Annotated in this window: 24 protein-coding genes; 11 read left to right on the forward strand and 13 right to left on the reverse strand. The window is 43.5% G+C overall.

Annotation, left to right across the window (positions count from 1 at the left end; genetic code table 11):
• Window positions 1-26: 26 nt before the first annotated feature.
• From C8D85_RS02605 to C8D85_RS02620, 4 genes are all read right to left on the reverse strand, one after another.
• Window positions 27-764 (reverse strand): EAL domain-containing protein, encoded by a 738-nt coding sequence (locus tag C8D85_RS02605; RefSeq protein WP_133559804.1) that lies wholly within the window; start codon window positions 762-764, stop codon window positions 27-29.
• Window positions 765-913: 149 nt separating this feature from the next.
• Window positions 914-2,551, reverse strand: coding sequence for a chaperonin GroEL (gene groL / locus C8D85_RS02610; RefSeq protein ID WP_133559805.1), 1,638 nt, complete (start codon window positions 2,549-2,551; stop codon window positions 914-916).
• Window positions 2,552-2,607: 56 nt separating this feature from the next.
• Window positions 2,608-2,898 carry a co-chaperone GroES gene (locus C8D85_RS02615; RefSeq protein ID WP_133559806.1) on the reverse strand — a complete coding sequence of 97 codons (291 nt, stop codon included), beginning with the start codon at window positions 2,896-2,898 and terminating at the stop codon, window positions 2,608-2,610.
• Window positions 2,899-3,026: 128 nt separating this feature from the next.
• The gene (locus C8D85_RS02620) at window positions 3,027-3,503 is read right to left on the reverse strand and encodes an FxsA family protein (protein WP_133559807.1); all 477 of its coding nucleotides are present in this window, start codon (window positions 3,501-3,503) and stop codon (window positions 3,027-3,029) included.
• Between the two features lie 50 nt (window positions 3,504-3,553).
• Here C8D85_RS02620 and C8D85_RS02625 point away from each other — a divergent pair, with 50 nt between their 5' ends.
• The gene (locus tag C8D85_RS02625) at window positions 3,554-3,865 is read left to right on the forward strand and encodes an MGMT family protein (protein WP_133559808.1); all 312 of its coding nucleotides are present in this window, start codon (window positions 3,554-3,556) and stop codon (window positions 3,863-3,865) included.
• 44 nt (window positions 3,866-3,909) lie between these two features.
• On the opposite strand, the gene C8D85_RS02630 is transcribed toward C8D85_RS02625, so the two are convergent.
• Window positions 3,910-4,395 carry a YajQ family cyclic di-GMP-binding protein gene (locus C8D85_RS02630; RefSeq protein WP_133559809.1) on the reverse strand — a complete coding sequence of 162 codons (486 nt, stop codon included), beginning with the start codon at window positions 4,393-4,395 and terminating at the stop codon, window positions 3,910-3,912.
• Window positions 4,396-4,479: 84 nt separating this feature from the next.
• Between C8D85_RS02630 and C8D85_RS02635 the strand changes: the two genes are divergently transcribed.
• The gene (locus C8D85_RS02635) at window positions 4,480-5,430 is read left to right on the forward strand and encodes a ketopantoate reductase family protein (RefSeq protein WP_133559810.1); all 951 of its coding nucleotides are present in this window, start codon (window positions 4,480-4,482) and stop codon (window positions 5,428-5,430) included.
• A 41-nt stretch (window positions 5,431-5,471) separates the two neighbouring features.
• Here C8D85_RS02635 and C8D85_RS02640 read toward each other — a convergent pair whose 3' ends face one another.
• Window positions 5,472-6,308: a CvfB family protein gene (locus C8D85_RS02640; RefSeq protein WP_133559811.1), complete on the reverse strand. Its 837-nt coding sequence runs from the start codon at window positions 6,306-6,308 to the stop codon at window positions 5,472-5,474.
• A gap of 65 nt (window positions 6,309-6,373) precedes the next feature.
• Window positions 6,374-6,928, reverse strand: a complete 555-nt coding sequence (locus C8D85_RS02645; protein WP_133560764.1) for a DUF1415 domain-containing protein — start codon at window positions 6,926-6,928, stop codon at window positions 6,374-6,376.
• 155 nt (window positions 6,929-7,083) lie between these two features.
• Here C8D85_RS02645 and C8D85_RS02650 point away from each other — a divergent pair, with 155 nt between their 5' ends.
• Window positions 7,084-8,316 carry a DEAD/DEAH box helicase gene (locus C8D85_RS02650; RefSeq protein ID WP_133559812.1) on the forward strand — a complete coding sequence of 411 codons (1,233 nt, stop codon included), beginning with the start codon at window positions 7,084-7,086 and terminating at the stop codon, window positions 8,314-8,316.
• 87 nt (window positions 8,317-8,403) lie between these two features.
• Here the strand turns inward: C8D85_RS02650 and ribA are convergent, their stop codons facing one another.
• On the reverse strand, window positions 8,404-9,009 hold the full coding sequence (gene ribA / locus C8D85_RS02655) for a GTP cyclohydrolase II (RefSeq protein WP_133559813.1): 606 nt from the start codon (window positions 9,007-9,009) through the stop codon (window positions 8,404-8,406).
• A 77-nt stretch (window positions 9,010-9,086) separates the two neighbouring features.
• Window positions 9,087-9,563 carry an Lrp/AsnC family transcriptional regulator gene (locus C8D85_RS02660; protein WP_133559814.1) on the reverse strand — a complete coding sequence of 159 codons (477 nt, stop codon included), beginning with the start codon at window positions 9,561-9,563 and terminating at the stop codon, window positions 9,087-9,089.
• Between the two features lie 183 nt (window positions 9,564-9,746).
• Here C8D85_RS02660 and leuA point away from each other — a divergent pair, with 183 nt between their 5' ends.
• Window positions 9,747-11,420: a 2-isopropylmalate synthase gene (gene leuA / locus C8D85_RS02665; protein ID WP_133559815.1), complete on the forward strand. Its 1,674-nt coding sequence runs from the start codon at window positions 9,747-9,749 to the stop codon at window positions 11,418-11,420.
• A gap of 139 nt (window positions 11,421-11,559) precedes the next feature.
• Here the strand turns inward: leuA and C8D85_RS02670 are convergent, their stop codons facing one another.
• Window positions 11,560-12,477, reverse strand: coding sequence for a GGDEF domain-containing response regulator (locus C8D85_RS02670; protein WP_133559816.1), 918 nt, complete (start codon window positions 12,475-12,477; stop codon window positions 11,560-11,562).
• Entirely contained in the window at window positions 12,474-16,832 is a 4,359-nt protein-coding gene (locus C8D85_RS02675) for a PAS domain S-box protein (protein WP_133559817.1), read from the reverse strand. The genes C8D85_RS02670 and C8D85_RS02675 overlap by 4 nt, the downstream gene beginning before the upstream one ends.
• 171 nt (window positions 16,833-17,003) lie before the next feature.
• Here C8D85_RS02675 and C8D85_RS02680 point away from each other — a divergent pair, with 171 nt between their 5' ends.
• Window positions 17,004-17,930: a LysR family transcriptional regulator gene (locus C8D85_RS02680; RefSeq protein ID WP_133559818.1), complete on the forward strand. Its 927-nt coding sequence runs from the start codon at window positions 17,004-17,006 to the stop codon at window positions 17,928-17,930.
• A gap of 4 nt (window positions 17,931-17,934) precedes the next feature.
• On the opposite strand, the gene C8D85_RS02685 is transcribed toward C8D85_RS02680, so the two are convergent.
• Entirely contained in the window at window positions 17,935-18,768 is an 834-nt protein-coding gene (locus C8D85_RS02685) for an inositol monophosphatase family protein (protein ID WP_133559819.1), read from the reverse strand.
• Between the two features lie 103 nt (window positions 18,769-18,871).
• Entirely contained in the window at window positions 18,872-19,189 is a 318-nt protein-coding gene (locus C8D85_RS02690; protein ID WP_133559820.1) for a DMT family transporter, read from the reverse strand.
• A 95-nt stretch (window positions 19,190-19,284) separates the two neighbouring features.
• On the opposite strand from C8D85_RS02690, the gene C8D85_RS02695 reads away from it, so the two are divergent.
• From C8D85_RS02695 to C8D85_RS02720, 6 genes are all read left to right on the forward strand, one after another.
• The gene (locus tag C8D85_RS02695; protein WP_133559821.1) at window positions 19,285-20,175 is read left to right on the forward strand and encodes a LysR family transcriptional regulator; all 891 of its coding nucleotides are present in this window, start codon (window positions 19,285-19,287) and stop codon (window positions 20,173-20,175) included.
• Between the two features lie 220 nt (window positions 20,176-20,395).
• The gene (locus C8D85_RS02700; protein WP_133559822.1) at window positions 20,396-21,412 is read left to right on the forward strand and encodes a TRAP transporter substrate-binding protein; all 1,017 of its coding nucleotides are present in this window, start codon (window positions 20,396-20,398) and stop codon (window positions 21,410-21,412) included.
• Between the two features lie 94 nt (window positions 21,413-21,506).
• Window positions 21,507-22,058 (forward strand): TRAP transporter small permease subunit, encoded by a 552-nt coding sequence (locus C8D85_RS02705; protein WP_133559823.1) that lies wholly within the window; start codon window positions 21,507-21,509, stop codon window positions 22,056-22,058.
• Window position 22,059: 1 nt separating this feature from the next.
• Window positions 22,060-23,376, forward strand: coding sequence for a TRAP transporter large permease (locus tag C8D85_RS02710; RefSeq protein WP_133559824.1), 1,317 nt, complete (start codon window positions 22,060-22,062; stop codon window positions 23,374-23,376).
• A 72-nt stretch (window positions 23,377-23,448) separates the two neighbouring features.
• Window positions 23,449-23,943, forward strand: coding sequence for a gluconokinase (locus tag C8D85_RS02715; RefSeq protein ID WP_133559825.1), 495 nt, complete (start codon window positions 23,449-23,451; stop codon window positions 23,941-23,943).
• A 142-nt stretch (window positions 23,944-24,085) separates the two neighbouring features.
• Window positions 24,086-25,093, forward strand: a complete 1,008-nt coding sequence (locus C8D85_RS02720) for a substrate-binding domain-containing protein (RefSeq protein WP_133559826.1) — start codon at window positions 24,086-24,088, stop codon at window positions 25,091-25,093.
• The last annotated feature ends 375 nt before the right edge of the window (window positions 25,094-25,468 follow it).

The following is a 25,468-nucleotide window of genomic DNA, read 5'->3' on the forward strand; positions in this document are numbered from 1 at the left end:
TTGGCGAATATCAGACTTTAAGAGCATTAAGGCATCTTATTAATAAATTGTGTACGGTAAAAAAAGCCCTGCACACAATCCACTTCAAGCATTTTGGCCGTCTGAAGATCCGCTTCCGTCTCGACACCTTCCAAAATAATCTTCTTATCCGTCATTTTGGCAAATTGAATCATTTGACGGACAAATTTCATAAATACATCATTATGCTGCATTCTCAATACACATCGATCTAATTTAACCCACTTCACCAATTGCAATACCGAAACAGAAATCATCGAATGCGGATGACAAAGATCGTCCAAAGCGGTGTCAATACCCAACGCGTCAAACGCTTCAATCATAGATAAGCTCATAATTGCATCGTTTATCTCAGAGTTTTCAATAAGCTCCACAACAATTTCTGATTCTTTTTGTTTACGAATCAGCTGAATAAACGGGTTGTTATGAGCTTCTACATCCGTTGCAAAAAATGCATCTTGGTCAAGATTAACAAAAAGGCGTGTCTCCGGGGACTCTGCAAGCTGAAGCTTCTTTTGTAGATATTCCACCTGAAACAGTGTGATGGGGTTTTCATGCAATGATGCATATATTAAATCTGGCCTTACCGACTCACCACCATAATTATAGAATCTCGATAGGGCCTCATATGCCACTACTTCACCAGTACTGAGCTCAATGATTGGCTGATATTCCACACCAAATCGCTCAGACTGAATAATCTCAAGTAAAACTGATTTACTTAGTGCCCCATGAGAAGTCGTCATATTCCAATAATATCCATCTTTAAAAACCACCTACATGATAATAAATATCATTTGCTTTAACAATTTGAAGAACATAAAAAAACCCTGCCGGAAGCAGGGTTTTTCGTAGATGTATAGCTAGAAATAAGAAGCTAATGTAATCCCTAGGATCACATCATGCCGCCCATTCCACCCATGCCGCCCATATCAGGCATAGCAGGAGCACCACTCTCTTGCGGAATATCAGCAATCATTGCTTCAGTTGTGATCATCAGACCAGCAACAGATGCTGCTGCTTGAAGCGCTGAACGAGTAACTTTTGCTGGATCAAGGATACCCATTTCGATCATGTCGCCGTAAACGCCTGTTGCAGCGTTGTAACCGAAGTTACCTTCGCCTTGCTTCACTTTGTCTACCACAACAGATGCTTCGTCACCCGCGTTTGATACGATCTGACGCATTGGAGATTCCATTGCACGCAGCGCTAGTGCGATACCAACATTTTGGTCTTCGTTATCGCCTTCAAGAGCAGACAGCTTAGATAAAGCACGTACAAGTGCAACACCACCACCCGCTACAACACCTTCTTCAACCGCTGCGCGAGTTGCATGAAGAGCGTCGTCTACACGAGCTTTTTTCTCTTTCATTGCAACTTCAGTCGCTGCACCAATCTTGATAACGCCAACGCCACCAGCAAGTTTTGCAACACGCTCTTGTAGCTTCTCTTTGTCGTAGTCAGACGTTGAGTTAGCCATTTCTGCGCGGATCTGTTCTACGCGAGCAGAGATAGAAGCATTGTCGCCTGCGCCATCAACAATAGTTGTGTTTTCTTTTGTCAATGTTACACGCTTAGCAGTACCTAGCTGATCAAGAGTTGCACCCTCTAGCGTTAGGCCAACTTCTTCAGAGATCACTGTTGCACCCGTTAGGATAGCGATATCCTGAAGCATTGCTTTACGACGGTCACCGAAACCAGGCGCTTTTGCCGCAGCAACTTTCACGATGCCGCGCATAGAGTTAACAACCAATGTTGCCAACGCTTCGCCTTCAACGTCTTCTGAGATAATTAGCAGAGGACGTGATGCTTTAGCAGACGCTTCCAAAATAGGTAGCAAATCACGGATGTTAGAGATTTTCTTATCAACTAGAAGGATGAACGGGTTTTCAAGTTCCGCACTCATTGTCTCTTGGTTGTTGATGAAGTAAGGAGATAGGTAGCCACGATCAAACTGCATACCTTCAACCACTGCTAGCTCGTCTTCGAAGCCAGAACCTTCTTCTACAGTGATCACACCTTCTTTACCAACGCGCTCCATCGCTTCAGCAATGATCTTACCAACTGAACTGTCAGAGTTTGCAGAAATTGTACCTACTTGCTCAATCGCACGAGTGTCAGCACATGGTGTTGAAAGGTTTGCAATCTCAGCTACAACTGCAGTGGTCGCCTTATCGATACCACGCTTAAGATCCATTGGGTTACGACCTGCGGCAACAGCTTTAAGACCTTCGGTAACGAACGCTTGTGCAAGAACTGTTGCTGTTGTTGTACCGTCACCTGCTACATCGTTTGCTTGTGAAGATACTTCTTTAACCATTTGAGCACCCATGTTCTCAAAACGGTCTTCAAGTTCGATCTCTTTAGCAACGGTAACACCGTCTTTCGTCACTAGTGGTGCACCGAATGATTTCTCGATAACTACGTTACGACCTTTTGGTCCAAGCGTAACTTTTACAGCGTCCGCTAGAACGTTAACGCCTTTCAACATTTTTTGACGTGCACTGTCTGAGAATTTTACTTCTTTAGCCATTTTCTCTAATCCTAAATTTATTAATTTACGCTAATCGTTGATTAAACAAACAAGACTTAGGCTTCGATAATGCCGTAGATTTCGTCTTCTTTCATGATAAGTAACTCTTCGCCATTTAGCTTAACTGCTTGACCCGAGTACTGACCGAATAAAACGGTATCACCTACTTTTACTGCAAGCTCGCGTACGTCACCGTTAGACTGAATACGACCCGTGCCCACAGCCAAGACTTCACCCTGAGTTGGTTTCTCAGTGGCAGACCCTGGTAGAACGATACCAGATGCAGTAGTTGTTTCTTCTTCTTTACGGCGAACAACAACGCGATCGTGCAAAGGACGAATATTCATTGATCTATATCTCCAAAGTTAATCAATACCAGGACTCCCCTGGCCGGATTAGCCCCACTCTTCTGGTGGGATTCGTTATCGAATTGATTTATGCGGTTAGCCCATTTTTTTTCAAGGGCAAAAAACAACTATTTTTTCTCAATGTGATCATTTTTTTCCGTTTCAGAACGGTATTCACCTTCGATCACATCCTCTCGTGTGTAATGGCCCTGTGCATCACGGGTAGACCACGCTGCGCGCATATTCATGCGACTCTTTAGGAAGTCTAGAGACACCTTAGCAGCGACAGCTTTTCGTAACGGTGAAATCAACAACAACGCACCAATAGCGTCCGTCACAAAACCAGGAATTAACAGACAAACGCCAGCAAAAGCCAACATGATACCCTCCGCCATTTCTGAGGCTGGCAGCTCACCTCGGCGCATTTTCTCTTGCGCACTACGATGGGTTTCAAACCCTTGGCGACGAATTAACGTAATACCGACAATGGCGGTCAAAAAAACCAGTGCAATGGTGGTCAAGCTTCCGATTTGTGAGCCAACTTTTATCAATACGGAGAGCTCAACCACAGGAATTAATATAAAAAGCAATAATGCAAAACGCATGGTAACCTTCTTTCTTTCTGATTGTATCTTTGACTATTTAGGGGTGATTCTTGGCGAATCAAGAGACAGAGGCATTTAAAACACGTGTTCTATTTGTTCTTGCACACTTAGAAGAAGGTGAAATCACGTCATACGGTGAACTTGCAAGACAAGCAGGCAATGCGCGCTATGCACGTTTAGTTGGTCAAATTTTAAAAAAATTGCCCTCGGACACTCATCTACCCTGGTACCGAGTTGTAAATAGCCAACATAGAATTAGTTTCACCGAAGGAACGGATGCTTATGCACGACAAAAAGTGAAATTAGAACAAGAAGGCTGGATTGTGGTAGGTCAAAAGCTCATGCAAAAAGAGGCGCCTTAGGCACCTCTTCGAAAACACAATCTTGTTATGTTCATCACACAGTATTAATCACGGAAGTTATTGAATTGCACTGGCAACTCAAGGTCCGCGCCACGCAATAACTGCATCACTTGCTGCAGATCATCACGCTTTTTACCAGTCACACGCAATTGTTCACCTTGAACTTGCGCCTGCACTTTGATCTTGCTGTCCTTGATCATTTTAACTATTTTCTTCGCTTCAGCCTGATCAATACCTTCTTTTAGCTTGATCTCTTGAGTGGCACGTAAATTACCTTCAACCACTGGACCACGATCTAATGTCTTAAGGTCGATACCACGATTGACCAATTTCTGTCCCAAGATATCCATCATCTGACGCAATTGCATTTCTGCCTTTGCTTCAAGGACAACAGCTTGCTTATCTTTTACAGTAAAGCTCGCATCAATTCCTTTAAAGTCATAACGTGTTGAAACTTCACGGTTTGATTGGTCTACAGCGTTCGTTACTTCGTGCCAGTTCAGCTCAGAAACGATGTCAAAAGATGGCATTTTGGCCTCCTCCATTCGATATTTACTCTTTGGGGCGGCATAATAGCAGGCTTACCGTTAAAAAACTTCTAATACGAGGCTTAAATGACAAAAGATGAGTGGTTAGTAGTCGGCAATGGTGCCATCGGCTTACTGTGGGCGAGCAAGTTACGCCAGCTAGGTGAGCCTGTTACCGTTTTATGCCGTCGCGATGTACCAAGCGGCTTACTCACTGTCGAAGACTTAGATGAAGATGGATCTCAACAAAGCTCAGAATATGACATTCGTTTTATTTCCAAGGAACAGCTCGAAGGAAAATACACCAAGGTTTTACTTTGCACCAAAGCATTTGATCTGGTTGCTGCCTATTTAGATATCCGCAAGCACACTAAAAAAAGAGGCCTAGTTGCCACACTGTGCAATGGCTTAGGCGCACAGCATGATTTAATTGCACATCTTAAAAAACACCAGAATTTGTGGGCTGGCACCACTAGTGAGGGCGCCCAAAAACTCAGCGCTAACCGCGTCAAGAAAACAGGCCTAGGGGATACTTTTTTTGGACTTTTAACAGATGCAGATGAAAATTTCTTTGGTAAAGAATTTCCTTATCCAGGAGTGCAGTGCGAAAACATTGAACGTAGATTGATTGAAAAGCTTGCCATCAATGCTGTGATAAACCCGCTTACAGCTATATTTTCAGTACGAAATGGCCAAGTTCTTGAAACGCCAATACGAGGGATTTTTGATGCCGCCGTGGCTGAACTTGCTCAGATTATGCAATTAAGTACGTTCAAATATGCGGAACTAGTATCCGATTTATCACAAGACCAATTGCACAACCGAATTGCAAACGTTGCTCGTCTAACCTCGCTAAACTGCTCATCTATGTTCGAAGACATTCGCAATCATCGTAAAACAGAAAACGAGTACATTTCTGGCTTTTTCCATCGTCAAACCTCAAGCGGTCAGGCACCTATTCAAGACGCCTTCTATGCGGCTCTAAACGATCAGAGCAATTTGGAAATGCATAAAAAAAAGCTTCTAGAAATGTTCTAGAAGCTTTATATGCTCGCAGCCTAATAAAACTATTGGGCTGTTTATTTTTTTAGCATCGTCTTATCCTTGCTTAGGATAACTTTTTGATCTTTATACAATGCCCCAAGTGCTTTCTTAAACGTCGCCTTGCTGACCTTAAATGTTTTGAAGATGGTATCCGGTGCACTCTTATCCGTTAGAGACATTTCACCACCGTTTTGCTTCATGTATTCGATAATCTCTTCTAACAGACCCGTTACCTTTTTGTAACCTGTCTGCTGCAAACTTAAATCGATTTTACCGTCTTCACGAACACGCTTGATAAAGGCTTTTAAATGATCACCTTTGTACACGCGCCCCACGACATCTTGGAAAAACAAAACTCCCCAATAACGGCTGTCTACAATACACTTGTAGCCAATATCAGTACGATCACCAATAATGATGTCTACTTGTTCGCCAGTACGATAAGAAGGCTCGTCGCGATTCAACAAACGGTCAACCTTTGTCGTCGCAACAATGCGGTTTGTTGTCTGATCCAAGTAAACAAACAGAAGATGTGCTTGCCCTTCTTCAACACGTGTTTTTTGTTGACCAAAAGGCACCAAAAGATCTTTTGGTAATCCCCAATCGAAAAATGCGCCGACCTGGTTAACAGAAACCGCTCGCAACCCTGCAAACTCGCCCACCTGAACTTTTGGCACCAAAGTCGTGGCAATCAATTCATCCTCAGAGTCTAAGTAAACAAATACTTCCAACTCATCACCGATGCGCAGGCCGTTAGGCACATAACGTTTAGGCAATAAAATTTCACCTAGTTGATCTGCATCGAGGTAGACGCCGAAATCTTTTTCTTTAACTACGCGTAAGCGGTTCATGCGTCCGATATTGGTTGGCATATTGACTCCAAGGAATTAAGTAAGGTCGCGCACTATACACACAACCTGGTAAAAGTAAACGGTGTTTAAGCCTGTGTCATGCATTGCTGCATAAGTTTAGCCAAGGCCTCATGGCCAGTCTCTTCCATTAATTTAATATTACGATCAGGTATGGTTGCCGTATCGCCATAGAATTCTATGGCCTTTTCCAAACTTGCTTCACGCAGTATATGCAACATTGGGTAAGGCGAACGGTTAGTGTGGTTACTTACATCATCTTGTTCTGCACCCGAAAAACAGTACTTTGGGTGAAACGTTGCTAATTGGTAAACCCCTTCACACCCCTGTTCGTACATTAACTCTTCTGAATCATCGACAAAATCCAAGTAGCTGACGAAATCCTGAAACATAGTAGGAAAAATCATTAATGTCGTTTCCACGTCAGGGTTTTGATCCAGAAAATCAATCTCCGCCATCAACTCTTCAAGTGCTATTGTCTCTTGACGAGAGCGCACTACAACATACCGCACTGAGCCACGCTCCACTTCACGCTTAGCAAAGGGGCATACGTTCATGGCAACGATAAAAGAACTGACCCACTTTTGTGTTTGGGCGACCACTAACTCTTCGGTTAAGTGCATGAAATAAACCTCATAATTTTTCGTCATTTTATTTCATTCCCAATAAGCGGTCTAATGCCTAACAAGAATTAATGAAATTAAATGAAAGAAACCTACGTCTTCAACAGGACAATGATACAATCACACCACAATTTACGTTTTAATTGAGAGCATACATGTCCTTTTCCGAATTAGATCTGGATTTTACCATTACGCAAGCCATTGAAGACATGGGGCTTAGCGAACCGACACCGATCCAAGAGCAAGCAATCCCCCTTGCTATGGATGCCCAAGACATTCTTGCCTGCGCTGCAACAGGTACAGGCAAAACTCTAGCGTTTGCTGCACCTGTTGTGCAGCACATTTTAGATCGTGACGAAGAATCTAGCCTTGCGCCTAAAGCGTTGGTGCTGGCCCCTAGTCGTGAACTAGCACGTCAGATTTTCCAAGTATTTGAACAACTGCTCGTTCACACACGCATCAAGCTACAACTGATTGTTGGCGGCACACCTTACGGCATGCAACAACAGCAATTGAGTGAACCTTGTGACATTCTAGTAGCCACTCCGGGTCGTTTAGTCGAGCTAGATGAAAAAGGCTGGTTAGACTTCAGTGATTGCTCAATGTTTGTCATCGATGAAGCCGACCGCATGCTTGATATGGGCTTTATTGATGCCGTGAAACACCTTGCTAAACAGCTACCGAAAGAACATCAAACATTGATGTTCTCGGCGACCATTGATGGCGAAAAAATGAGTCGTTTCTCTCGCTCTTTGCTAAATGAAGAAGCGGAAACCATTCAACTAACGGATTCACCACGCACAGTACCAAGCCAGATCAAACAGGTTGCACTGCGTGTTGACGATGACGCCCATAAAGAAGCGTTACTCAAACACCTGCTATTGCAAGAACGCGTTCAGCAGGCGGCATTATTTGTTTCTAACCGTGACCACGTGGATGTTTGGGTACAACGCATCCGTAAATGGGGCCTACGATGTGACGGTCTTCACGGTGAAATGAAGCAAAGCGACCGTAACGATCACCTAAAGCAAATGAAGAAGGGACGCCTACAAGTATTGGTTGCCACAGATGTGGCGGCACGAGGCATCGACCTTCCGGAAATTAATACGGTCATCAACCTTCGTTTACCGCGCCGCGCTGACTCCTATGTCCACCGTGCTGGCCGTGCGTCACGCGAGGGAAATCCTGGTGAGTGCTATTCATTGGTTGATATGCATGACTTGCCGATGATGGAAAAAATCCAACGCTACATGCAAGCCCCTATCGCCTTTAGTAAAATAGCAGGGTTGGAGCCAAAGACTAAGATTCGCGCTGCAAGCGTAACTAAATCGAAGAAAAAACCAAGCAAAAAGAAAACTGCATCCGGCAAAGCTAAGAAAAAGAAATAGTTTTTAACCATTTCAATATCAAAAAGGGAGCTCAGATGAGCTCCCTTTTTTTTCTAAGCACTACAAAATCAATTTGAGAACGACAATTTAATCAAATTTAATAGTGTGTTGCTTATGACGTACTTTTGCTTCTAAGTAGTTGCGATTGTGCTGATTAACATGTACCTGCGTCGGCACCAGTTGTTCGACTTCAACGCCATTTTGAGTTAACTGCTCAGCCTTATCAGGGTTGTTTGTTAGCAAGCGCACCTTATCAACGCCTAGAGCCTTTAACATGCGCGCCGCGATACCAAAGTCACGACTGTCTTGAGGCAAGTGCAACATTTCGTTCGCTTCATAAGTGTCATAACCTTGATCCTGTAATGCATAGGCTTCAAGCTTCGCATACAGGCCAATTCCACGCCCTTCTTGACGCAAGTAAAGGATGTAACCACCCTCTTCATTAATTCGGTCAATGGCTTCATCTAACTGCTCACCACAATCGCATCGACCCGAACCAAATACATCACCCGTTAGGCACTCTGAATGAAGACGAACTAAAGGGGTTTGATTTTTTTCTTCTGCGATACCTGCAAAAGAAATAGCGATATGTTCTTTGCCGCTCTCATCGCCATTGAACGAAATAAACTCGGCCATGACGTCACCAGCTCGAACTGGAATCACTACTCGACGTTTAACCGTTAATTGATCCATTGATACTGCTCTCTTACATAAAATAATGTTCTATATGTGAACATTATAAAGGTTTTCAATCCTACAACTAAGGAAAACTATAATAAGTGCCCTAGTGGTAACGAAGTGTTCTCCTTAACACTACGTAATAAGAAGCTAGATTGGACGCCACTAACCCCCGGAATTCTTGTTAATTTTCCAAGTAAGAAGTCATGGTACTTTTCCATATCTTCTACCACGACCTCGACCAAGTAGTCACAATTCTGCCCTGTAACAAGATTACATGCCCGCACTTCTGGGAATGAATTCACCTGTTCCTCAAATACAGTAAAACGATCAGGCGTGTGTCGATCCATGCTGATCTGAATGAAAGCCGTTAATTTTAAGCCCAATTCAGAGCGCTTAAGCAGCATCACTTTTCGATCTACAATGCCGCTCTCCTCTAACGCTTTGACTCGTCGAAGACAGGGAGATGGCGACAAGCCAACGCGATCAGCTAACTCCTGATTCGTTAAGCTAGAATCTTGCTGCAATTCTTGAAGTATCCGAATATCAATTCTATCCAACTGAACCATTAAGCCACCATTAACCTGATTTTTATAAATTTAAGCAATTTTATTCTAAAATATGGCCAAAAAAATGAGTAAAACGCAATCATTTTCCGATAAAATTTAGATAAACTATTTCTTGTCGAATGATGCTAACCGCATCCGAACTAAAAAGGCTACCAGCCTATCTACTTATGGAAGGAAAAGAATATGAGTTCTTTTGATCACACTAAATATCGTCCGTTTGAGCCGGTCGCGATTGAAAACCGCACTTGGCCTGATCAAGAAATCACAACCGCACCAATTTGGGCGAGTGTTGACCTGCGTGACGGCAACCAAGCACTGGTTGAACCAATGACTGTGGACCAAAAGAAAGAATTCTTTAAACTTCTTGTAGATGTAGGCTTTAAAGAAATCGAAGTAGGCTTCCCTGCAGCGTCTCAGTTGGATTTTGACTTCGTTCGCTGGTTGGTGGAAGAAGACCAAGTGCCAGATGACGTTTACATCCAAGTTTTGACTCAAGCACGCCCAGAATTGATTGAGCGCACTTACGAATCGTTGAAAGGCGCCAAGAAAGCCGTTGTACACGTATACAACTCAACCTCTAAGACTCAGCGTGAGCAAGTATTCCGCTTAGGCAAAGACGGCATCAAAGAGATTGCCGTTAAAGGCGCTCAATGCGTTAAAGAGCACGCAGCCAAACACCCTGAAACAGAGTGGGTATTCCAATACTCTCCTGAAAGCTTCACAGGCACTGAGACAGACTTTGCTGTTGAAGTATGTGATGCCGTGATCGATGTATGGCAACCGACACCAGAAAACAAATGCATCATCAATTTGCCAGCTACTGTTGAGGTGACAACGCCTAACCGCTTTGCTGACCAAATCGAATACTTCTGTCGAAAAGTTAAGAACCGTGACAGCATCATCGTTAGCTTACACACGCACAATGACCGCGGTTGTGGTGTAGCAGCAGCAGAGCTTGGTTTAATGGCAGGTGCAGACCGTATTGAAGGTACTTTACTTGGTAACGGTGAACGTACAGGTAATATGTGTGTTGTAACCATGGCCATGAACATGTACAGCCAAGGCGTTAACCCTGAATTAAACTTTGCTGACATGGACCGCGTAATCAGCGTTGTTCAATCATGCACGCAATTGCCTGTTCACCCGCGTCATGCTTACGCTGGCGAATTGGTATTCACGGCATTCTCAGGCTCTCACCAAGACGCCATCAAGAAGTGTTTGGCGAACCAAACAGATGATAAACCTTGGGATGTGGCTTACCTACCGATTGACCCACGCGATATTGGCCGTAGCTACCAAGAAGTTATCCGTGTGAACAGTCAGTCAGGTAAAGGTGGCGTTGCCTTCGCGCTTGAACAAGAGTACGGCTTGGCTTTACCGCGTTGGTTGCAAGTTGAGCTAAGCCCTATCGTTCAGAGATTCTCAGAAGAAGACGGCGGTGTTATTGAAGCGGCGGATATGAAACGCCTATTTGAAGAAAACTTCATGACAGCTTCAGCTCCATACGCATTAGGTAACTACGAGCTTAGCAAGAAAGACCGCGACAGTGTCACCGCTGAACTAACTCATAAAGATGGCAATATCTCAGTACAAGGTGAAGGCAATGGTGCGTTGTCAGCCTTTACCAGTGCGCTAAGTGAACAGTTCAATATTCGAGTAGACATTGTTCAGTACCAAGAACATGCATTGACTGTAGGCAGTGATTCACAAGCGATTGCGTACATCCAAGCAAACATTGATGGAGAACGTTACAACGGCGTAGCCATTGATAACGACATTGTGTCTGCTTCCATCCAAGCAGTACTTGCAACAGTAAACCAAAAAGTCAGCGCTTCAGAACAGGCGAACGTTGCATAACCCCCGTAACGTTGGTTTGAAACTGGGGTAAGTGGCAAAACCATTGCCCCAGATACTAGAAAGCCGAGCATTTATCCCGCTCGGCTTTTTTTACGCTTGAAGTAAATCCTGATCACGAAACAATCGAACCAGAAATTAGTTAGTAACCTTCAATAACCACTTTGTCTCGGCCAGTGTTTTTAGCCATATATAACGCTACGTCAGCCCGTTTAATCAACTCAAGCTGACTAATATCATTATCAAACTTACATGCCCCAACACTTACCGTTAGCTTTATTATATGACCATCATAATGATAATCTTCTGTAGAGAGCACTTCACGATATCGCTCACAAGCAATTTTGGCTTCTTCTGCGTTGGTATGGGGCAGTATAAGTCCAAACTCTTCTCCTCCAACGCGTCCAAATACATCACCGCTTCGCTGGGAAGCCATCAACCTTTTTGATACTTCCCTTAAAATCAAATCACCACCATCGTGACCATAGGTATCATTGATTTGTTTAAAATGATCAATATCCAATATAGCAACACTCAACATCTGAGCATGTCTACGAGCTTTAGCCATCTCATCTCTTAAAGTATGCTCAAATGCTCGTCTATTTGGCAAGTTTGTCAAATAGTCTGTGGTAGACAATGCTTCCAGCTGAGAATTTGCTGCCAACAATTCTTGCCTCATATGAGCTAGGCGTGTTACTGCAATTAACTTAGCTAGCAATACCTTATGCTGTATAGGTTTACTTAAATACGCATCAGCCCCAGCTTCGATGCACTTCAAAATGTCATCTTCAGCATCTGAGCCACTCAAAAAAATGATGGGGATCCAATTTGCAGCATAAGAACCTTGGTGCTTTCGAATTTCAGTTACCGCTTCGATACCAGATTTTCCTGGCATATTTAGGTCAACAACCAAGATATCAAACTCTTCAGAATGCTCATAAAAATGCTGCACAAGCTCAATACCATTGGACACTTCATAAACACTGTGCCCCAACTTCTCTAAATGCAACTTTAAAAGCATACGATCTGAAGGAGAATCTTCAGCGATCAATACATTCAAGGAAGCCTCCCATTTTGTTTCAAGGCAGCCTTAACACTTTCGAGTTCTTTAATGATATTTGATATTTGAACCTCGGCATCAATCAATCCGTCTGACTTTGCTTGCTTTTCCAGTGTAAGCGCCATTTCACTCAACTTTATTGCTCCAATGTTTGCACTAACAGATTTTAAACTGTGTGCCGGACGGTAAATCATATCAGATGGGTAGCCTTGTGCACCTGCACTATTTAAATCACTCACAATACCTTCGGCATCCTGTAAAAACGCCATAACCACTTCCTGCACTTGCTCTCCCAATAGTTCTTCTAACCCTTCAAGAACAGAAGTATCTAATGAATCACCATTATAGCTAGCCTCAGGTACAGCAGATGAATCCTCCATGACAACCTCCGCCACCGGATTACCGAGCCATGTAGAAATAGTACGGATCAATTCACTTCCTTTAAATGGTTTGGTTATATACCCATCTCCGCCAATTGCATTAACTTGCTTGATTCGATCTGGTTGTATGTCCGCAGTTAAAGCAAGTATTGGGACCCTCCCACCTACAGACATCTCATTTTTACGTATCTCTTTAATAGCGGTTAAGCCGTCCATAACCGGCATATGCAGATCCATCAATATTAGATCAGGACGACATTGTTGCCACTTTTCTATCGCTTCAACACCATTCTCCGCGGTTTCAATTGTAAAGTCATAAGATGCAAGCATACCTTTAACAACCGCTAAATTTGCTTTCATATCTTCTACTACCAAGATGGTAGCCGCAGGCATTTCGATGTCTTTATAGGAATCATCTGGCAGGTCCGAGACAGAGTAACTTTGGTCAATTACACGACTTTTTTCATATGGCTTGTGTAACATGCTTTCAAAGCCAGCCTTGAGGTCTCGAATACTGGCTGGCTTGTTCAAGCATACGTTGATGTTAGCTCTTTTCAAATCTTCACCAGCTAAAGTACCTGCCGAAGAAATCATCATGATATGTGGCAACTGGTTGCTCGGCACTAGCTCCTGAAGCATTTCTGCCAATTTCAAACCGTCCATGTCAGGCATTAAATAATCAAGTATCAACAAGTCATATGGCTCTGACCTTTCAGCCGCTTTTATTAATTTTTCAAAGGCTTGTAGCGGCTGTTGCATAAACTCCGCAGTCATCTCACACTGCTTTAACTGATTCTCAAGAATGGATAAGTTTGTTGGGTTATCATCAACAACAAGAATCTTTTCAAAACGTTCCAAAGCGAGTGATTCAGACGGCGAGGATGAAGGAAACTCGGAAATTCGTAAAGGTAAACTGATAGTGAACACACTACCTTCACCTATTGTACTCTTAACGTTAATCTCTCCCCCCATCAACTCTACAAGCTGTTTGGTGATTGCAAGACCCAAACCTGTGCCACCAAATTTACGGGTGGTGGAATTATCCGCTTGCACAAACGCTTTAAATAACTGCGACTGAGCATCTGCAGTGATACCTATACCAGTATCAATCACACTTATCTGAACATTAATTTCATGGCCTCTAGGCCCTTCTAGGCTGTCAACCTGAATAATGACTTGGCCTTTCTCGGTAAATTTAATCGCATTACCCACTAAGTTGGTTAACACTTGTCGTATTCTGTAGGCATCACCACGTACAATGGAAACGCCCTTTAAGTTGTACTCAACCAGTAGTTCAATGCCTTTTGCCTCAGCTTTTATGACTAGCAAGCGAGATAAGTCATAAACCATCGCTTCTAAATCAAAATCAATCAACTCTAATGAAAAGTGCCCTGCTTCTATTTTAGAAAAGTCTAGGATTTCATTAATTAGCTCTAATAAGCTTTCCCCTGAGCTTCGAATAATAGCCAATTGATTATGCTGCTGCTCGGTCAACTTACTGGATGACAAGACTTCCGCCATGCCCAACACGCCGTTTAATGGCGTTCTTATTTCATGAGACATAGTCGCAAGAAAGTTACTTTTCGCCTGACTCGCTCTAATGGCCTCTTCACGTGCCTCTTTTAGAATGGCCTCGGTCTCATAGCGCTCAGTAACATCAATATTGGTGCCAAATAGATATAAAGGATGACCTTCGCGATCCATTGCAGTTCGAGCGTTAGCTTTGATATACCGAGTTTCGCCATCAGTTCTTATGATGCGAAATACAATATCAAGATCCTGATGGGTTTCGATGACTCGATCAGATTCATGACGAACTCGTTCAAGGTCATCAGGATGCAGCATCTCTTCCCAAACTGAATATGAAATCGTCGAGCTTTCACTTGATAAACCATAGAGATCGAACATTCTCTGGTCCCATATCAGGGAAGCACGCTGAATATCCATCTCCCAAACACCAATCTTCGCAGAATCCGCAGCGATGCTTAAGCGACTTTGGGCCTTTGATATTTCATTCTCGATTTTCAAACGCGATGTGATATCCCTTGCATGAATGATGTAGCCTTTTAGCTTGCCATCCTCATCAAGAATTTTGCTTCTGACGTTCTCAGCAACAAATTCACTTCCATCTGCTCGACGGTAGCGCATTTTATAATCGACCAGCTCTGGAGTATTTTGATCTGTATAGGCTTGCCCCACCTCGTTGAAGTCGCTACTTTGTGCATATAAGAAATCGGGGGTTTTACCGATTAAATCACTCTCTTTGTAGTGAAACAAATCCAGCGAATGAGGGTTTGCCATTAAAATTCGACGATCTTTGTCTGTCACAACAATCGCTTCTGGCGCATCCATAAACAAAGAGCGAAACAACTCCATTTGCTGATTAAGGGCATTCTCGGCAATTTTTTGCTCTGAAATATCATGAAACGTAATCACACCAGCCAAGCCATCCTGCTCTCCACCCTCAACAGGCGTACAGGAAAACTTAACTGGAAACTCTCGGCCATCAAACGTAAAGAATGTCGCATTTTTACTGTTTATCTTCTGCTTTCTGCGCACAGCATGAGTGATTAAGTTTTCATAATGAGTTAACCCTGGTGTGCTTCGTGATCGATCACGTAAAAGGTAGGTGACCGGTTGCCCAATCATGGTTTCAGAATCGACTCCGATCAACTTTGCCGCCGCTGGGTTAGCAAAGGTAATTTTACAATCGTGATCAACACCAACAATGCCATCGTGGACAGACTCGACTATCAGGCGGTGCTGCCGCTCTGCGTCTAAAGCTTCTTTTTGCTCTTGCGCTTTGGACAGTTCACTTTGCAACCATTGGCCAAATAATTTTACCAACTCGTATTCATCATCACTGAAGTCTTCATCTTTGGCTTCAAGGCTTGAAAAATTTAGGGTTCCCCAAACCTTACCATTCACTTTTAAGGACACCCCTAAATAGGACTCTAACTTAAAGTTTTCGTAGCACGGATGAGTGGCGATTTCGCTTTGACTAGCATGATAAAAACCTGTGACTTGATCACGGTTTAAGGTGTGTACACAATAGCAATCACCGAGATTGAAAACAGCTCCCTGTTCTGGGCCGCCACAACCATACATAACCTCATAGTTTTGATCGACCACATGGCTAACAATTCCAACGGGTAAATTTAAAATCTCGACACCTAGATCAAGCATGTCTTGAATTTTTGTGTCTAATGAGCTCGCTGTGTTCGTTGTGATTTCATGAAACTGTTTTAGGGCTTGGGTAATTCGTTTTAAAGGCGTTTGATCTCTAACACAGATGTAAACGCCTTGAATTTCTTCAGCTTTGTAATTGGGCGTAAACGAGCAGGCAATGTGATGATGCGTACTAGAGCCAGAGCGATTAGGTAAAACAGCTGGTATCTGAACCTCTACATGTTCACCCTGGAGTGCACGCTGTATGTAGGGCTCTACATTATTAAATTGTTCATCTCCGATAATGTCTTTGATCGATTGTCCGATTAGAGACTCTCTTGGGTGTTTAAACACTTTCTCATAAAACTTATTGGCATACTGATAACGTAATTCGGTATCCACTGCTGATACAAGAAACGGCAGATCATCAGCGATACTGGTAGTTAGTCCAACAGGAGAATGAGACGATTCTGGTTGCGGTAAAGGCTGCCCAGTTCCAAGTAGAGAGTTAATTAAAGGTAACGCATCATGAATGATATGAGAGTCCACATACAAAGGCACACCAAGCGATGCTTTATTGGATACAGTAAACCACTCCAGTGATCTCACTGATAAAGCGCTCATTGGCTTGATGATGCCTTCTTCGACATAAAGACCATCACCACTTTCAAGCACCACTGCCCAATGGGATACCGCCCCAGTCCGCTCCAGTAACACAGCCAGAGAGCGAAACTCAGCAAATGCCCCTGAGAAAGATAAGGTCCAGTTAATTGGACGGGGAAACAGTGGAATGCCGCTCGAATTCATACGTACCCTTTCGTTGGATTTTATTATTTATCTCAAAAACTTACTATTACATCCTAGACTACTGTCAGCAACTTTTTCTTACTGAAAATAGAAATCTTTCTTGATTAAAAATAAACAACACTTAAATATAGAAAACCTTATTAAAAAACCCAATAACAAAACAAAACGCATATGAACCCTAACGCTTTAAAGCAGCTTGCCGTAATCATCAGACAAGGCTCCATCAGCTCAGCGGCGGAACAGCTTTTCGTCACTCAGCCTACGCTTACTCGTGCTATTAAGCAGCTGGAACAAAAAGTCGGTGCGCCAGTACTAACTCGAACACGTTATGGTGTTGTGGCAACTGAAATCGGTGAACGCTTGGGTAAAATCGGTGAGAAAATCCTCTTAGATGCCGAGCAAGGCGAAGAAGTAATTCGACAATGGCACAGTGGTTTTCATAACGAGTTTTCTATCGGCATCGATCCACTATGGGAATACGCAGCAGCTCAACAAACAACCCATGCTTTCTTACAAGACCCACGTTATGTTTTCCATTTGAGAACAGGCTCGGCTGCCGCTCAAATCGAGTTACTTCAGCAAGGCGAGTTGGACTTTATTATTGGGCCTGCCCATCTGACAGTAGCGCAAAAAGGGCTTCATAGAGAGGTATTGTTTCGCGACAGGGCTGCCATTTTTGCAGGTGCAAAATCGGCACTGCTCAAGCAAAAACGAGCCATTACGACAAACGATTTATCCAAGAGCAAATGGTTTATAGCAGGCGCCAATGCAGGCTTTATGAATCATCAGCATAATGTAGCACCGAACAATGCTGCCAAGATTAGTTTCACGGGCAGCATTCATTCGGTTATGAGTCTTTTGAGTTCAAGCGATATGCTGGTTCAACTCCCAGCTCGTCTTGCCTTAATGAGCGGCGCACTCCAGTCAGAGCAAATGCTCAATATTGAAGATATGCCTGACCAGCCAAGACGAGACATTGCTTTGTGGTCACGCAATGAAGAAATAGAGCGCCCTGACGCGCAACGAATTCGACAATTGATCTGCGATTTCTTGCGAGATTTAGATCAAAATACGTCAGAATATGGTCTGGAGCTTTAACCTCTTACTGGTTATACCAATTGAAGTCTTTAATGATGCTCTGAACCACATCATTTGAGCGGCCCACAACAATCATCCCCTCTCTCACCGAAGGCTGATAATCTCGTCCGTCCAACATCTGCACTACACCACCTGCCTCTTGAACGGCCAAGATCCCAGCTGCATGATCCCAAGAATTAGGCTTAGGGCTAATGAAGAAATCAACATTACCATTTAACATGGTCCGATATTCATGACAGCAACATCTCAGAGCAATGACTCTGGCATATTTAGTTTGTGTTTCCGCTGCCGACTTACGGTGACCTTTATCTTTAAAAAGAAAGGGGGAGAATACGCCCACTAACGACGGATCAGTGGCTTGCTGAGAAAGCACAATCTGAGTAGGAGCTTGATTCGGTTTAACATACCAAGTCCCTTGCCCCCTAGAGGTCTCAATCCAATCGTCATTTACAACATCGTATAATAGCCCGAAGATCGTTTCACCCTTATAGGCTGCGGCAATAAGAACGCCAAACGTCGATAAACCATTGGCATAATTCCAAGTACCATCGATTGGATCAATAATCAGCACTAAATCAGAAGAGTCCAGTAGGTCTAATACAGACTCATCTTCTGCCACAGCTTCCTCTCCTACAATCAAAGCATCAGGCAATGCTTCATGAAAACGTTCAGTCATCGCTTTCTCTGCAGCAACATCGGCAACCGTAACCAAGTCATCAAACCCAGATTTGGTATCGATCGCATCACTTGTCAGAGATCGAAAACGCGGCAAAATCTCTGTTTTCGCAACATCTCGAACAATCTCAATAATAGTTTGCTTATCTTGCATTGAAAGCATGCATGCTCCTTGCGCTAATGGTTTTTCTCTGTAGAAAAGAGGATGACACCACTCTATTACATTACTTGGGCAGAAACCACTTTCGCATTTTCAGTGACTCTGTTCAGTGAGCAAGTTTTAGCACGACCACACCTGAGATAATCATCAGAATACCGAAATAACGCATTGCTGAGCCTGGATCGCCAAAAAACAACACCCCAACCAAGAAGGTGCCTGCAGCACCAATCCCTGTCCATACTGCGTAAGCCGTACCAATAGGGATCTGTTTCTGCGCTAGCCACAGAAACATGCCACTAATGGCCATAAAAGCAATCGCCATCAAGATACCGGGCCACCTTACTGAGGAAGTTTGTGCGATTTTCATACCTAACGGCCAACCTATTTCTGTCAACCCTGCCAACAACAAATATATCCAGCTCATATTTACCTCCGAATTCAGATGAACGGCTAATGTTTGACCGAAATAATATCTACAAATAAGATACTTAATAGTTAATAACCATCTATTAATTTCATATGCAAAACTTAGAACATATTCGAATGCTGGTACTTTCTGCTGACTTGGGCTCTTTTTCGGCTTGCGCAAGAAAACTGGGTAAAGTTCAATCGGCTGTAAGTCACGGCATCAATTCCTTGGAAATTGATCTGAATGTCACGCTGTTTGATCGAAGTACTCGTAAACCAACACTTACGCCAGCAGGAGAGCGTCTTTATCGAAGTGCCAAAGCACTACTGGCACAATCAGACGAGTTCGAACAGATTGCCCAGTCCGTAAACCGAAGAGAAGAAGGCCTCATACGCCTAGCCATAGATGATGCGTTAATGACACCTCAAGTATTAACGCTTCTAGAACAATTTTCTGATCAGTACCCTCATACACAACTTGAGTTTTTAGCTCTGCCATCACCCGATATCATTCAACAAATACAAACCAACCAAGCGCATTTAGGTGTTATGTTTTCTGAAATTAAGACCTTTAAGGAAGTCGATTTCGGATACATTGGGCAAATTAAAATGCTGCCTGTTTGCCATGCACAATCGCCGTTAGCTGCTCAAAAACAAGTTACAGAAACCGCTCTATACCCGTATCGCCAAGTGGCTATTCGTGGAGGAAAAAAAATTGAGCCTTCGATGTTGGTTAGCATGACGCCAAATGTTTGGTGGTGTTCAAGCACTCAAACAGCTTTAGATTTGATTCTAAGTAAAGTTGGTTGGGGATATTTACCCTACCATCTCGTTCAAGACGCCCTGAAAGACAAGCGTCTGGTAAAAGTAGACGTTGAGTTTGATCAGAAAATATGGGAAGCGCCAGTCGACCTTGTCTGGCAACGAGGCAGCTCAAGAGGCCCAGCACTAACGTGGTTGATACAAGAATTCAAAGCGGCCTTTGCTCAAGCTAATGATTAGAAAATCATTCTAGATATAGTCATCTTTTCTATCTTATTAATAGATAAACAGTTTTTCTCAATACTGCGCGACATGAGCTCTCCATATCGATAGAAATAAAGTAAAACTGTTGACTTAACCAAAATGTTATCGGTAACATTGCGCTCAGTTACCGGTAACATACTTCATGTAACTGGTTTCTTTATCATTCCTTCAAAACAATAAATAGCGGGAAGACATCATGAGCACATTTGCCAAGACGTTACTCACTGCCACGCTTACTGGCGCCCTATCCGTATCAGCATTCGCAGCTGACTACACTTTTAAATTCCAATCATCTGACCCATCAGGTGATAAAAACTTCCAAATCCAAAAAGAATGGACTGAGCGTGTAGAGCTTATGTCTGGCGGTCGCATCAAGATCAACTTGCTTCCAGTTGGCAGTGTTTTTAAACACACTGAAACCCTTGATGGCATCAAAATGGGCATTCTTGATGGTCAAATTACCGCGACAGAGTTCTTCTCTGGTAAAGACGCTGCTTTCGGTCTAATTGGTAACACCGTTGGCGCGTGGTCAGATACTAGCCAACTATTGCAATACATTAACTACGGCGGTGGTTACGAGCTAATGAACGAACTTTACGCTCCTTACGGCGTGAAATTCATTGGTGGCTCTACAACGGGTGTTGAATCATTCGTATCACGTGTACCTCTAAATGGTGTTGAAGACCTGAAAGGCCTTAAGCTTCGTGCACCAGAAGGTCTAGTACAACGTGTATTTGCTGCAGCAGGTGCTGCACCAGTAAACCTGCCGGGTTCTGAAGTATTCACAGGTCTAAGCAAAGGCGTTATCGACGCTGCTGACTACACAGTGTTTTCTACCAACCAGAAAGCGGGTATGAACGACATTGCAACACACCCAGTTCAACCTGGTTTCCACTCGCTACCATTGATCGACGTGTCAATGAGCATGAAAAAGTGGAACCAGCTTCCTGAAGATCTTCAAGCCATCATGACGACTTCGGTTCGTGACTTCGCTAACGACATCACAACTCAGCTACGCATTGCTGACCAAAAAGCAGTCAAAGCAGCTCAGGAAGATCCAAACATCACTATCCACGACTGGTCTGCAGAAGAGCGTAAGAAGTTCCGTGCGATCGCTCGTACACAGTGGGAAGAGTTTGCTAAGCAATCTCCAAACGCACAGAAAGTGTATGACTCAGTGACTTCTTACCTAGAAGAAAACGGCCTTCTTTAATCTTTAAGAAGACCATCGCCAAACCAAAACAGGAGCTTTGTGAGCTTGTAAATGACAAGCAAGCAGGCTCCTGTTTTAAACTGGACCCTACCCCATGAGCAAAGAAATCCCCATTCCACATACTGAAGATACTTCAGAACAACCTCGCAATCTTTTAGATAAAGCCATTGTTCGTATCGGCAATGCGTTAAGTCTGTTGTTTCTTTTTACAGTGGCTATTTCATTTTATGAAGTGGTCATGCGTTATGTCTTCAATGCCCCGACTATATGGGTACATGAATCTGCATCTTTTCTAGGAGCGTGCTTATTTGTCTTCGGTGGCATCTACGCCTTAGCGACTAATAAACACGTGCGCGTTGTGTTGATTTACGACGCGGTCTCAGAGCGCACACGCCAATACCTGAATGTCTTTCATCACATTATGGGACTAATTTTTGCTGGGTTACTCGCGTACGCGGCTTATCAAATGACCGAAAGCGCAGTGCTATCTCCATTTGGCGACATTCATTTTGAGACTTCCGGCTCAGCTTGGAATCCTCCGTTTCCAGCGTACGTGAAAATTACCATTTTCATCACAATGTGCGTGATGTTCATTCAGTTCGCTCTTCACTTAATTCAAGAAGTACTGAACCTAAGGAAGTCATAAGATGTTTGATTTATCTAGCTTGGGCATTGGCTACGGCAGCCTTTTAATGTTGGTGTCCATGATCCTGCTGCTACTCACAGGTATGCAGTTGGCCATGGTGACAGGTCTTGTGGCACTGGTTTTTGCAATCGGTTGGTTTGGGATTGATGCCCTACCCTTGGTGACTAGCCGTTTATACAGTTTCGTCGGTGGTTACGTATTCTTAGCCGTCCCTATGTTTGTACTGATGGCCGCCTTACTTGATCGCTCAGGTATTGCGCGAGACTTATTCGATGCCATGAAAGTACTGGGGCGTAAAGTTCGCGGTGGTGTTGCGGTTCAAACACTTGTGGTAGCCGTAATCTTGGCTTCTATGTCTGGGGTAATCGGTGGTGAGACTGTACTGCTTGGTATCCTTGCATTACCACAAATGCTGCGCCTTGGTTACAACCGTAAGCTTGCGATCGGCACCACCTGTGCTGGTGGCGCACTGGGCACCATGCTTCCACCCAGTATCGTATTAATTATCTACGGCTTAACTGCAAGTGTATCGATCGGCGACCTGTTTAAGTCGGCGTTCCTACCTGCATTGATTCTAGCCGCGGCGTACATGATTTACGTGTTAGTCATTTGTCGTCTACACCCTGAATACGCGCCACTGCCAACTGAAGAAGAGCTTGCTCAAGACAATGAGATCAACTATTTCAAAGCACTGTTTTTCCCTGTGCTGTCTGTTGCGGTCGTGCTTGGCAGTATCTATACCGGTATAGCATCGGTAACAGAAGCCTCTGCGTTAGGTGTCGTGGGTATCTTTATCAGTGCCTGGATTCGTGGTGAATTAAGCTTCGAGATGCTTAAAGACAGTGCAAAAGCGACCATGAGCACCTGTGGCATGATCATTTGGATCGGTATTGGTGCGACGGCCTTAGTAGGTGTTTACAACCTAATGGGCGGTATTGATTTCGTTGAAGAAACCATCCTTGCTCTGTCTGGCGGCAGTGTCATGGGTACGATCCTAATCATGATGGTGATCCTCTTAGTATTGGGTATGTTCCTAGATTGGGTGGGCGTTGCCTTGCTTACCATGCCAATCTTTGTACCGATCATCACTAACCTTGGTTTAGACCCTGTTTGGTTTGGTGTTGTGTTCTGTCTAAACATGCAGGTGTCTTTCTTGTCACCGCCATTTGGCCCAGCCGCTTTCTACTTGAAATCTGTGGCGCCAAAAGACATCAGCTTAGGTGAAATTTTCAGCTCTTTATTACCATTTATCGCCCTTCAGGTAAGCGTACTAGCATTAGTCATCATCTTCCCTGAGTTGGCAATTTGGTGGAAGTAAGCAGCCAAGCAACCTGTAAAGACATAAGTAATTTTGCAAAGTGCCTGTTGGCACTTTGCTAGAGAGGAAAAAATGATTAATAAAATCATTGTGATGGGAGTTTCTGGCTGCGGGAAGTCTTCAATGGGACAAAAAATTGCAGCGTACTTTGGATTTCCATTTTTTGATGGTGATGATTACCACAGTGAAGCCAATGTCGAGAAAATGCGCCAAGGTATTCCACTGACGGACGAAGATCGATTTGGGTGGTTAAAAACACTGAATGGCATTTTGAAAGAACATCCTACGGCTGTCGTTGCCTGCTCAGGCCTAAAGCCTGAGTACCGAGAAATCTTACGCCATGATGTAAATGATCTAGGGATCATTTATCTTCAAGGGGACTTCGACACGATTTGGCAACGCCATCAAAAGCGTGACGGACATTATTTTAATGGCAAAGAAATGCTTGAAAGCCAGTTCGCCACGTTAGTAGAACCCAAAGATGAAGCGGATGTTATTACCGTCGATATCCGTCAATCAATCGAACAAGTTTTCAACGTAAGCATTCAAGCGCTAGAAGCAAAATAACGCGTGTTAGCTGACCTTAAACATTTGTTTTAAAGTCAGCTAACTTATTATTACATATTGCTTTTTTTATAATCCGTTCATTCGCAGCTTACCTAATATGTGGTAATGTTAACGTTAACAGAACAAAAACAGATCGACCAAAATGAAGAAGAAGCGCCCCACCTTACAGGATGTAGCTGACTTAGTCGGAGTGACAAAAATGACTGTCAGTCGTAGCATTCGTAATCCGGACCAAGTGTCGGACACGCTACGCGATAGAATTCGAGCGGCGCTAGATGAGCTAGGTTATATCCCTAATCGAGCTCCGGATATTTTATCGAAATCAAAAAGCCACGCCATTGGCGTCTTACTACCCTCTCTTACCAACCAAGTTTTCGCTGAAGTCATTCGAGGTGTTGAGTCCGTACTTGAACCTGAAGGCTATCAGACTATGCTGGCTCACTTTGGTTACAGCAAAGAAGTGGAAGAAAAGCGTATTGAGACACTGCTCTCATACAATGTCGACGCATTAATCATTTCTGACAGTGTTCATACTCCCAAAGCACAGAAAATGCTAGAAAACGCTGGCGTGCCGGTTATTGAAATCATGGACTCAACGTCCTCTAGTCCACTGCACATTATCGGCATCGATAACTGTGCTGCCGCACGTGATATGACTCAGACCATGCTTGATCGAGGCCATCGCAATATTGTTTTCTTTGCTGCGCGAATGGACACACGCACACTGCAAAAGATCAAAGGCTATCAACAAGCCATGGCACAGAATGGTTTAAAAACAGTCGTTAAAGAAACCGAAAAAGCCTCTTCTTTCTCATTGGGTGCTCAGTTTCTTGACGAAATATTGCAGGAACATCCTGAGACGGACGGCATTATTTGTACCAATGACGACTTGGCAATCGGTGCTATTTACGCCTGCCAAAAGAGAAATATCAGAGTCCCTGAACAAATAGGTATGGCAGGGTTTCACGGGTTAGACATAGCACGAGCGATGATACCTTTACTTGCTACGGTTATCACACCACGTGAAGAAATAGGACGCTTAGCTGCCAAAAACATCATTCAATGCCTTAATGGCCAACCTCCTCAAATGCAAACAGTACAGCTTGATTATAAAATTGAGTGTGGTGAAAGCATCAGATCGAACAAGTGATCGCCATAAAAAAAGGGAAGCATGCGGGGTGTTGAAGAGTCGCACATACTTCCCTTAAAGGGTGACGTTAATCATCATCACAGGCCTATTCAAGTAGCTTAAAAAGGCACCGAGCCAGCAAGTAATCCCCCATTTATGATGACTTACTGACTCCGTGACAATGATAGAAATAGATCACCATTCCATAGAGGACTTCGCATACGATATAGGGCAGAACAAATATGTATCGCGACGTCGAAATACATAATAGAGACTTTAAGCCTCTTCAATCTTACTGTATGCGCCCAAGATCTCATCATTTACGACATATCTAGATGGTCACTTTGGCTTTCAAGATAAATGATTACTTTTCGTTTTATCTAACAATAACGAGAG

Source organism: Marinomonas communis (assembly GCF_004363305.1).
Taxonomy (GTDB): domain Bacteria; phylum Pseudomonadota; class Gammaproteobacteria; order Pseudomonadales; family Marinomonadaceae; genus Marinomonas; species Marinomonas communis.

What these genes read in the sequence shown, in the direction of transcription:
- C8D85_RS02680 (WP_133559818.1), top strand. Translation starts at nt 17,004, where the DNA reads ATGAACCCTAACGCTTTAAAGCAGCTTGCCGTAATCATCAGACAAGGC.
- C8D85_RS02720 (WP_133559826.1), top strand. Translation starts at nt 24,086, where the DNA reads ATGAAGAAGAAGCGCCCCACCTTACAGGATGTAGCTGACTTAGTCGGA.
- groL (WP_133559805.1), bottom strand. Translation starts at nt 2,551, where the DNA reads ATGGCTAAAGAAGTAAAATTCTCAGACAGTGCACGTCAAAAAATGTTG.
- C8D85_RS02690 (WP_133559820.1), bottom strand. Translation starts at nt 19,189, where the DNA reads ATGAGCTGGATATATTTGTTGTTGGCAGGGTTGACAGAAATAGGTTGG.
- ribA (WP_133559813.1), bottom strand. Translation starts at nt 9,009, where the DNA reads ATGGATCAATTAACGGTTAAACGTCGAGTAGTGATTCCAGTTCGAGCT.
- C8D85_RS02650 (WP_133559812.1), top strand. Translation starts at nt 7,084, where the DNA reads ATGTCCTTTTCCGAATTAGATCTGGATTTTACCATTACGCAAGCCATT.
- C8D85_RS02615 (WP_133559806.1), bottom strand. Translation starts at nt 2,898, where the DNA reads ATGAATATTCGTCCTTTGCACGATCGCGTTGTTGTTCGCCGTAAAGAA.
- C8D85_RS02715 (WP_133559825.1), top strand. Translation starts at nt 23,449, where the DNA reads ATGATTAATAAAATCATTGTGATGGGAGTTTCTGGCTGCGGGAAGTCT.
- C8D85_RS02685 (WP_133559819.1), bottom strand. Translation starts at nt 18,768, where the DNA reads ATGCTTTCAATGCAAGATAAGCAAACTATTATTGAGATTGTTCGAGAT.
- C8D85_RS02695 (WP_133559821.1), top strand. Translation starts at nt 19,285, where the DNA reads ATGCAAAACTTAGAACATATTCGAATGCTGGTACTTTCTGCTGACTTG.
- C8D85_RS02660 (WP_133559814.1), bottom strand. Translation starts at nt 9,563, where the DNA reads ATGGTTCAGTTGGATAGAATTGATATTCGGATACTTCAAGAATTGCAG.
- C8D85_RS02635 (WP_133559810.1), top strand. Translation starts at nt 4,480, where the DNA reads ATGACAAAAGATGAGTGGTTAGTAGTCGGCAATGGTGCCATCGGCTTA.
- leuA (WP_133559815.1), top strand. Translation starts at nt 9,747, where the DNA reads ATGAGTTCTTTTGATCACACTAAATATCGTCCGTTTGAGCCGGTCGCG.
- C8D85_RS02710 (WP_133559824.1), top strand. Translation starts at nt 22,060, where the DNA reads ATGTTTGATTTATCTAGCTTGGGCATTGGCTACGGCAGCCTTTTAATG.
- C8D85_RS02640 (WP_133559811.1), bottom strand. Translation starts at nt 6,308, where the DNA reads ATGCCAACCAATATCGGACGCATGAACCGCTTACGCGTAGTTAAAGAA.
- C8D85_RS02705 (WP_133559823.1), top strand. Translation starts at nt 21,507, where the DNA reads ATGAGCAAAGAAATCCCCATTCCACATACTGAAGATACTTCAGAACAA.
- C8D85_RS02605 (WP_133559804.1), bottom strand. Translation starts at nt 764, where the DNA reads ATGACGACTTCTCATGGGGCACTAAGTAAATCAGTTTTACTTGAGATT.
- C8D85_RS02645 (WP_133560764.1), bottom strand. Translation starts at nt 6,928, where the DNA reads ATGCACTTAACCGAAGAGTTAGTGGTCGCCCAAACACAAAAGTGGGTC.
- C8D85_RS02630 (WP_133559809.1), bottom strand. Translation starts at nt 4,395, where the DNA reads ATGCCATCTTTTGACATCGTTTCTGAGCTGAACTGGCACGAAGTAACG.
- C8D85_RS02620 (WP_133559807.1), bottom strand. Translation starts at nt 3,503, where the DNA reads ATGCGTTTTGCATTATTGCTTTTTATATTAATTCCTGTGGTTGAGCTC.
- C8D85_RS02675 (WP_133559817.1), bottom strand. Translation starts at nt 16,832, where the DNA reads ATGAATTCGAGCGGCATTCCACTGTTTCCCCGTCCAATTAACTGGACC.
- C8D85_RS02700 (WP_133559822.1), top strand. Translation starts at nt 20,396, where the DNA reads ATGAGCACATTTGCCAAGACGTTACTCACTGCCACGCTTACTGGCGCC.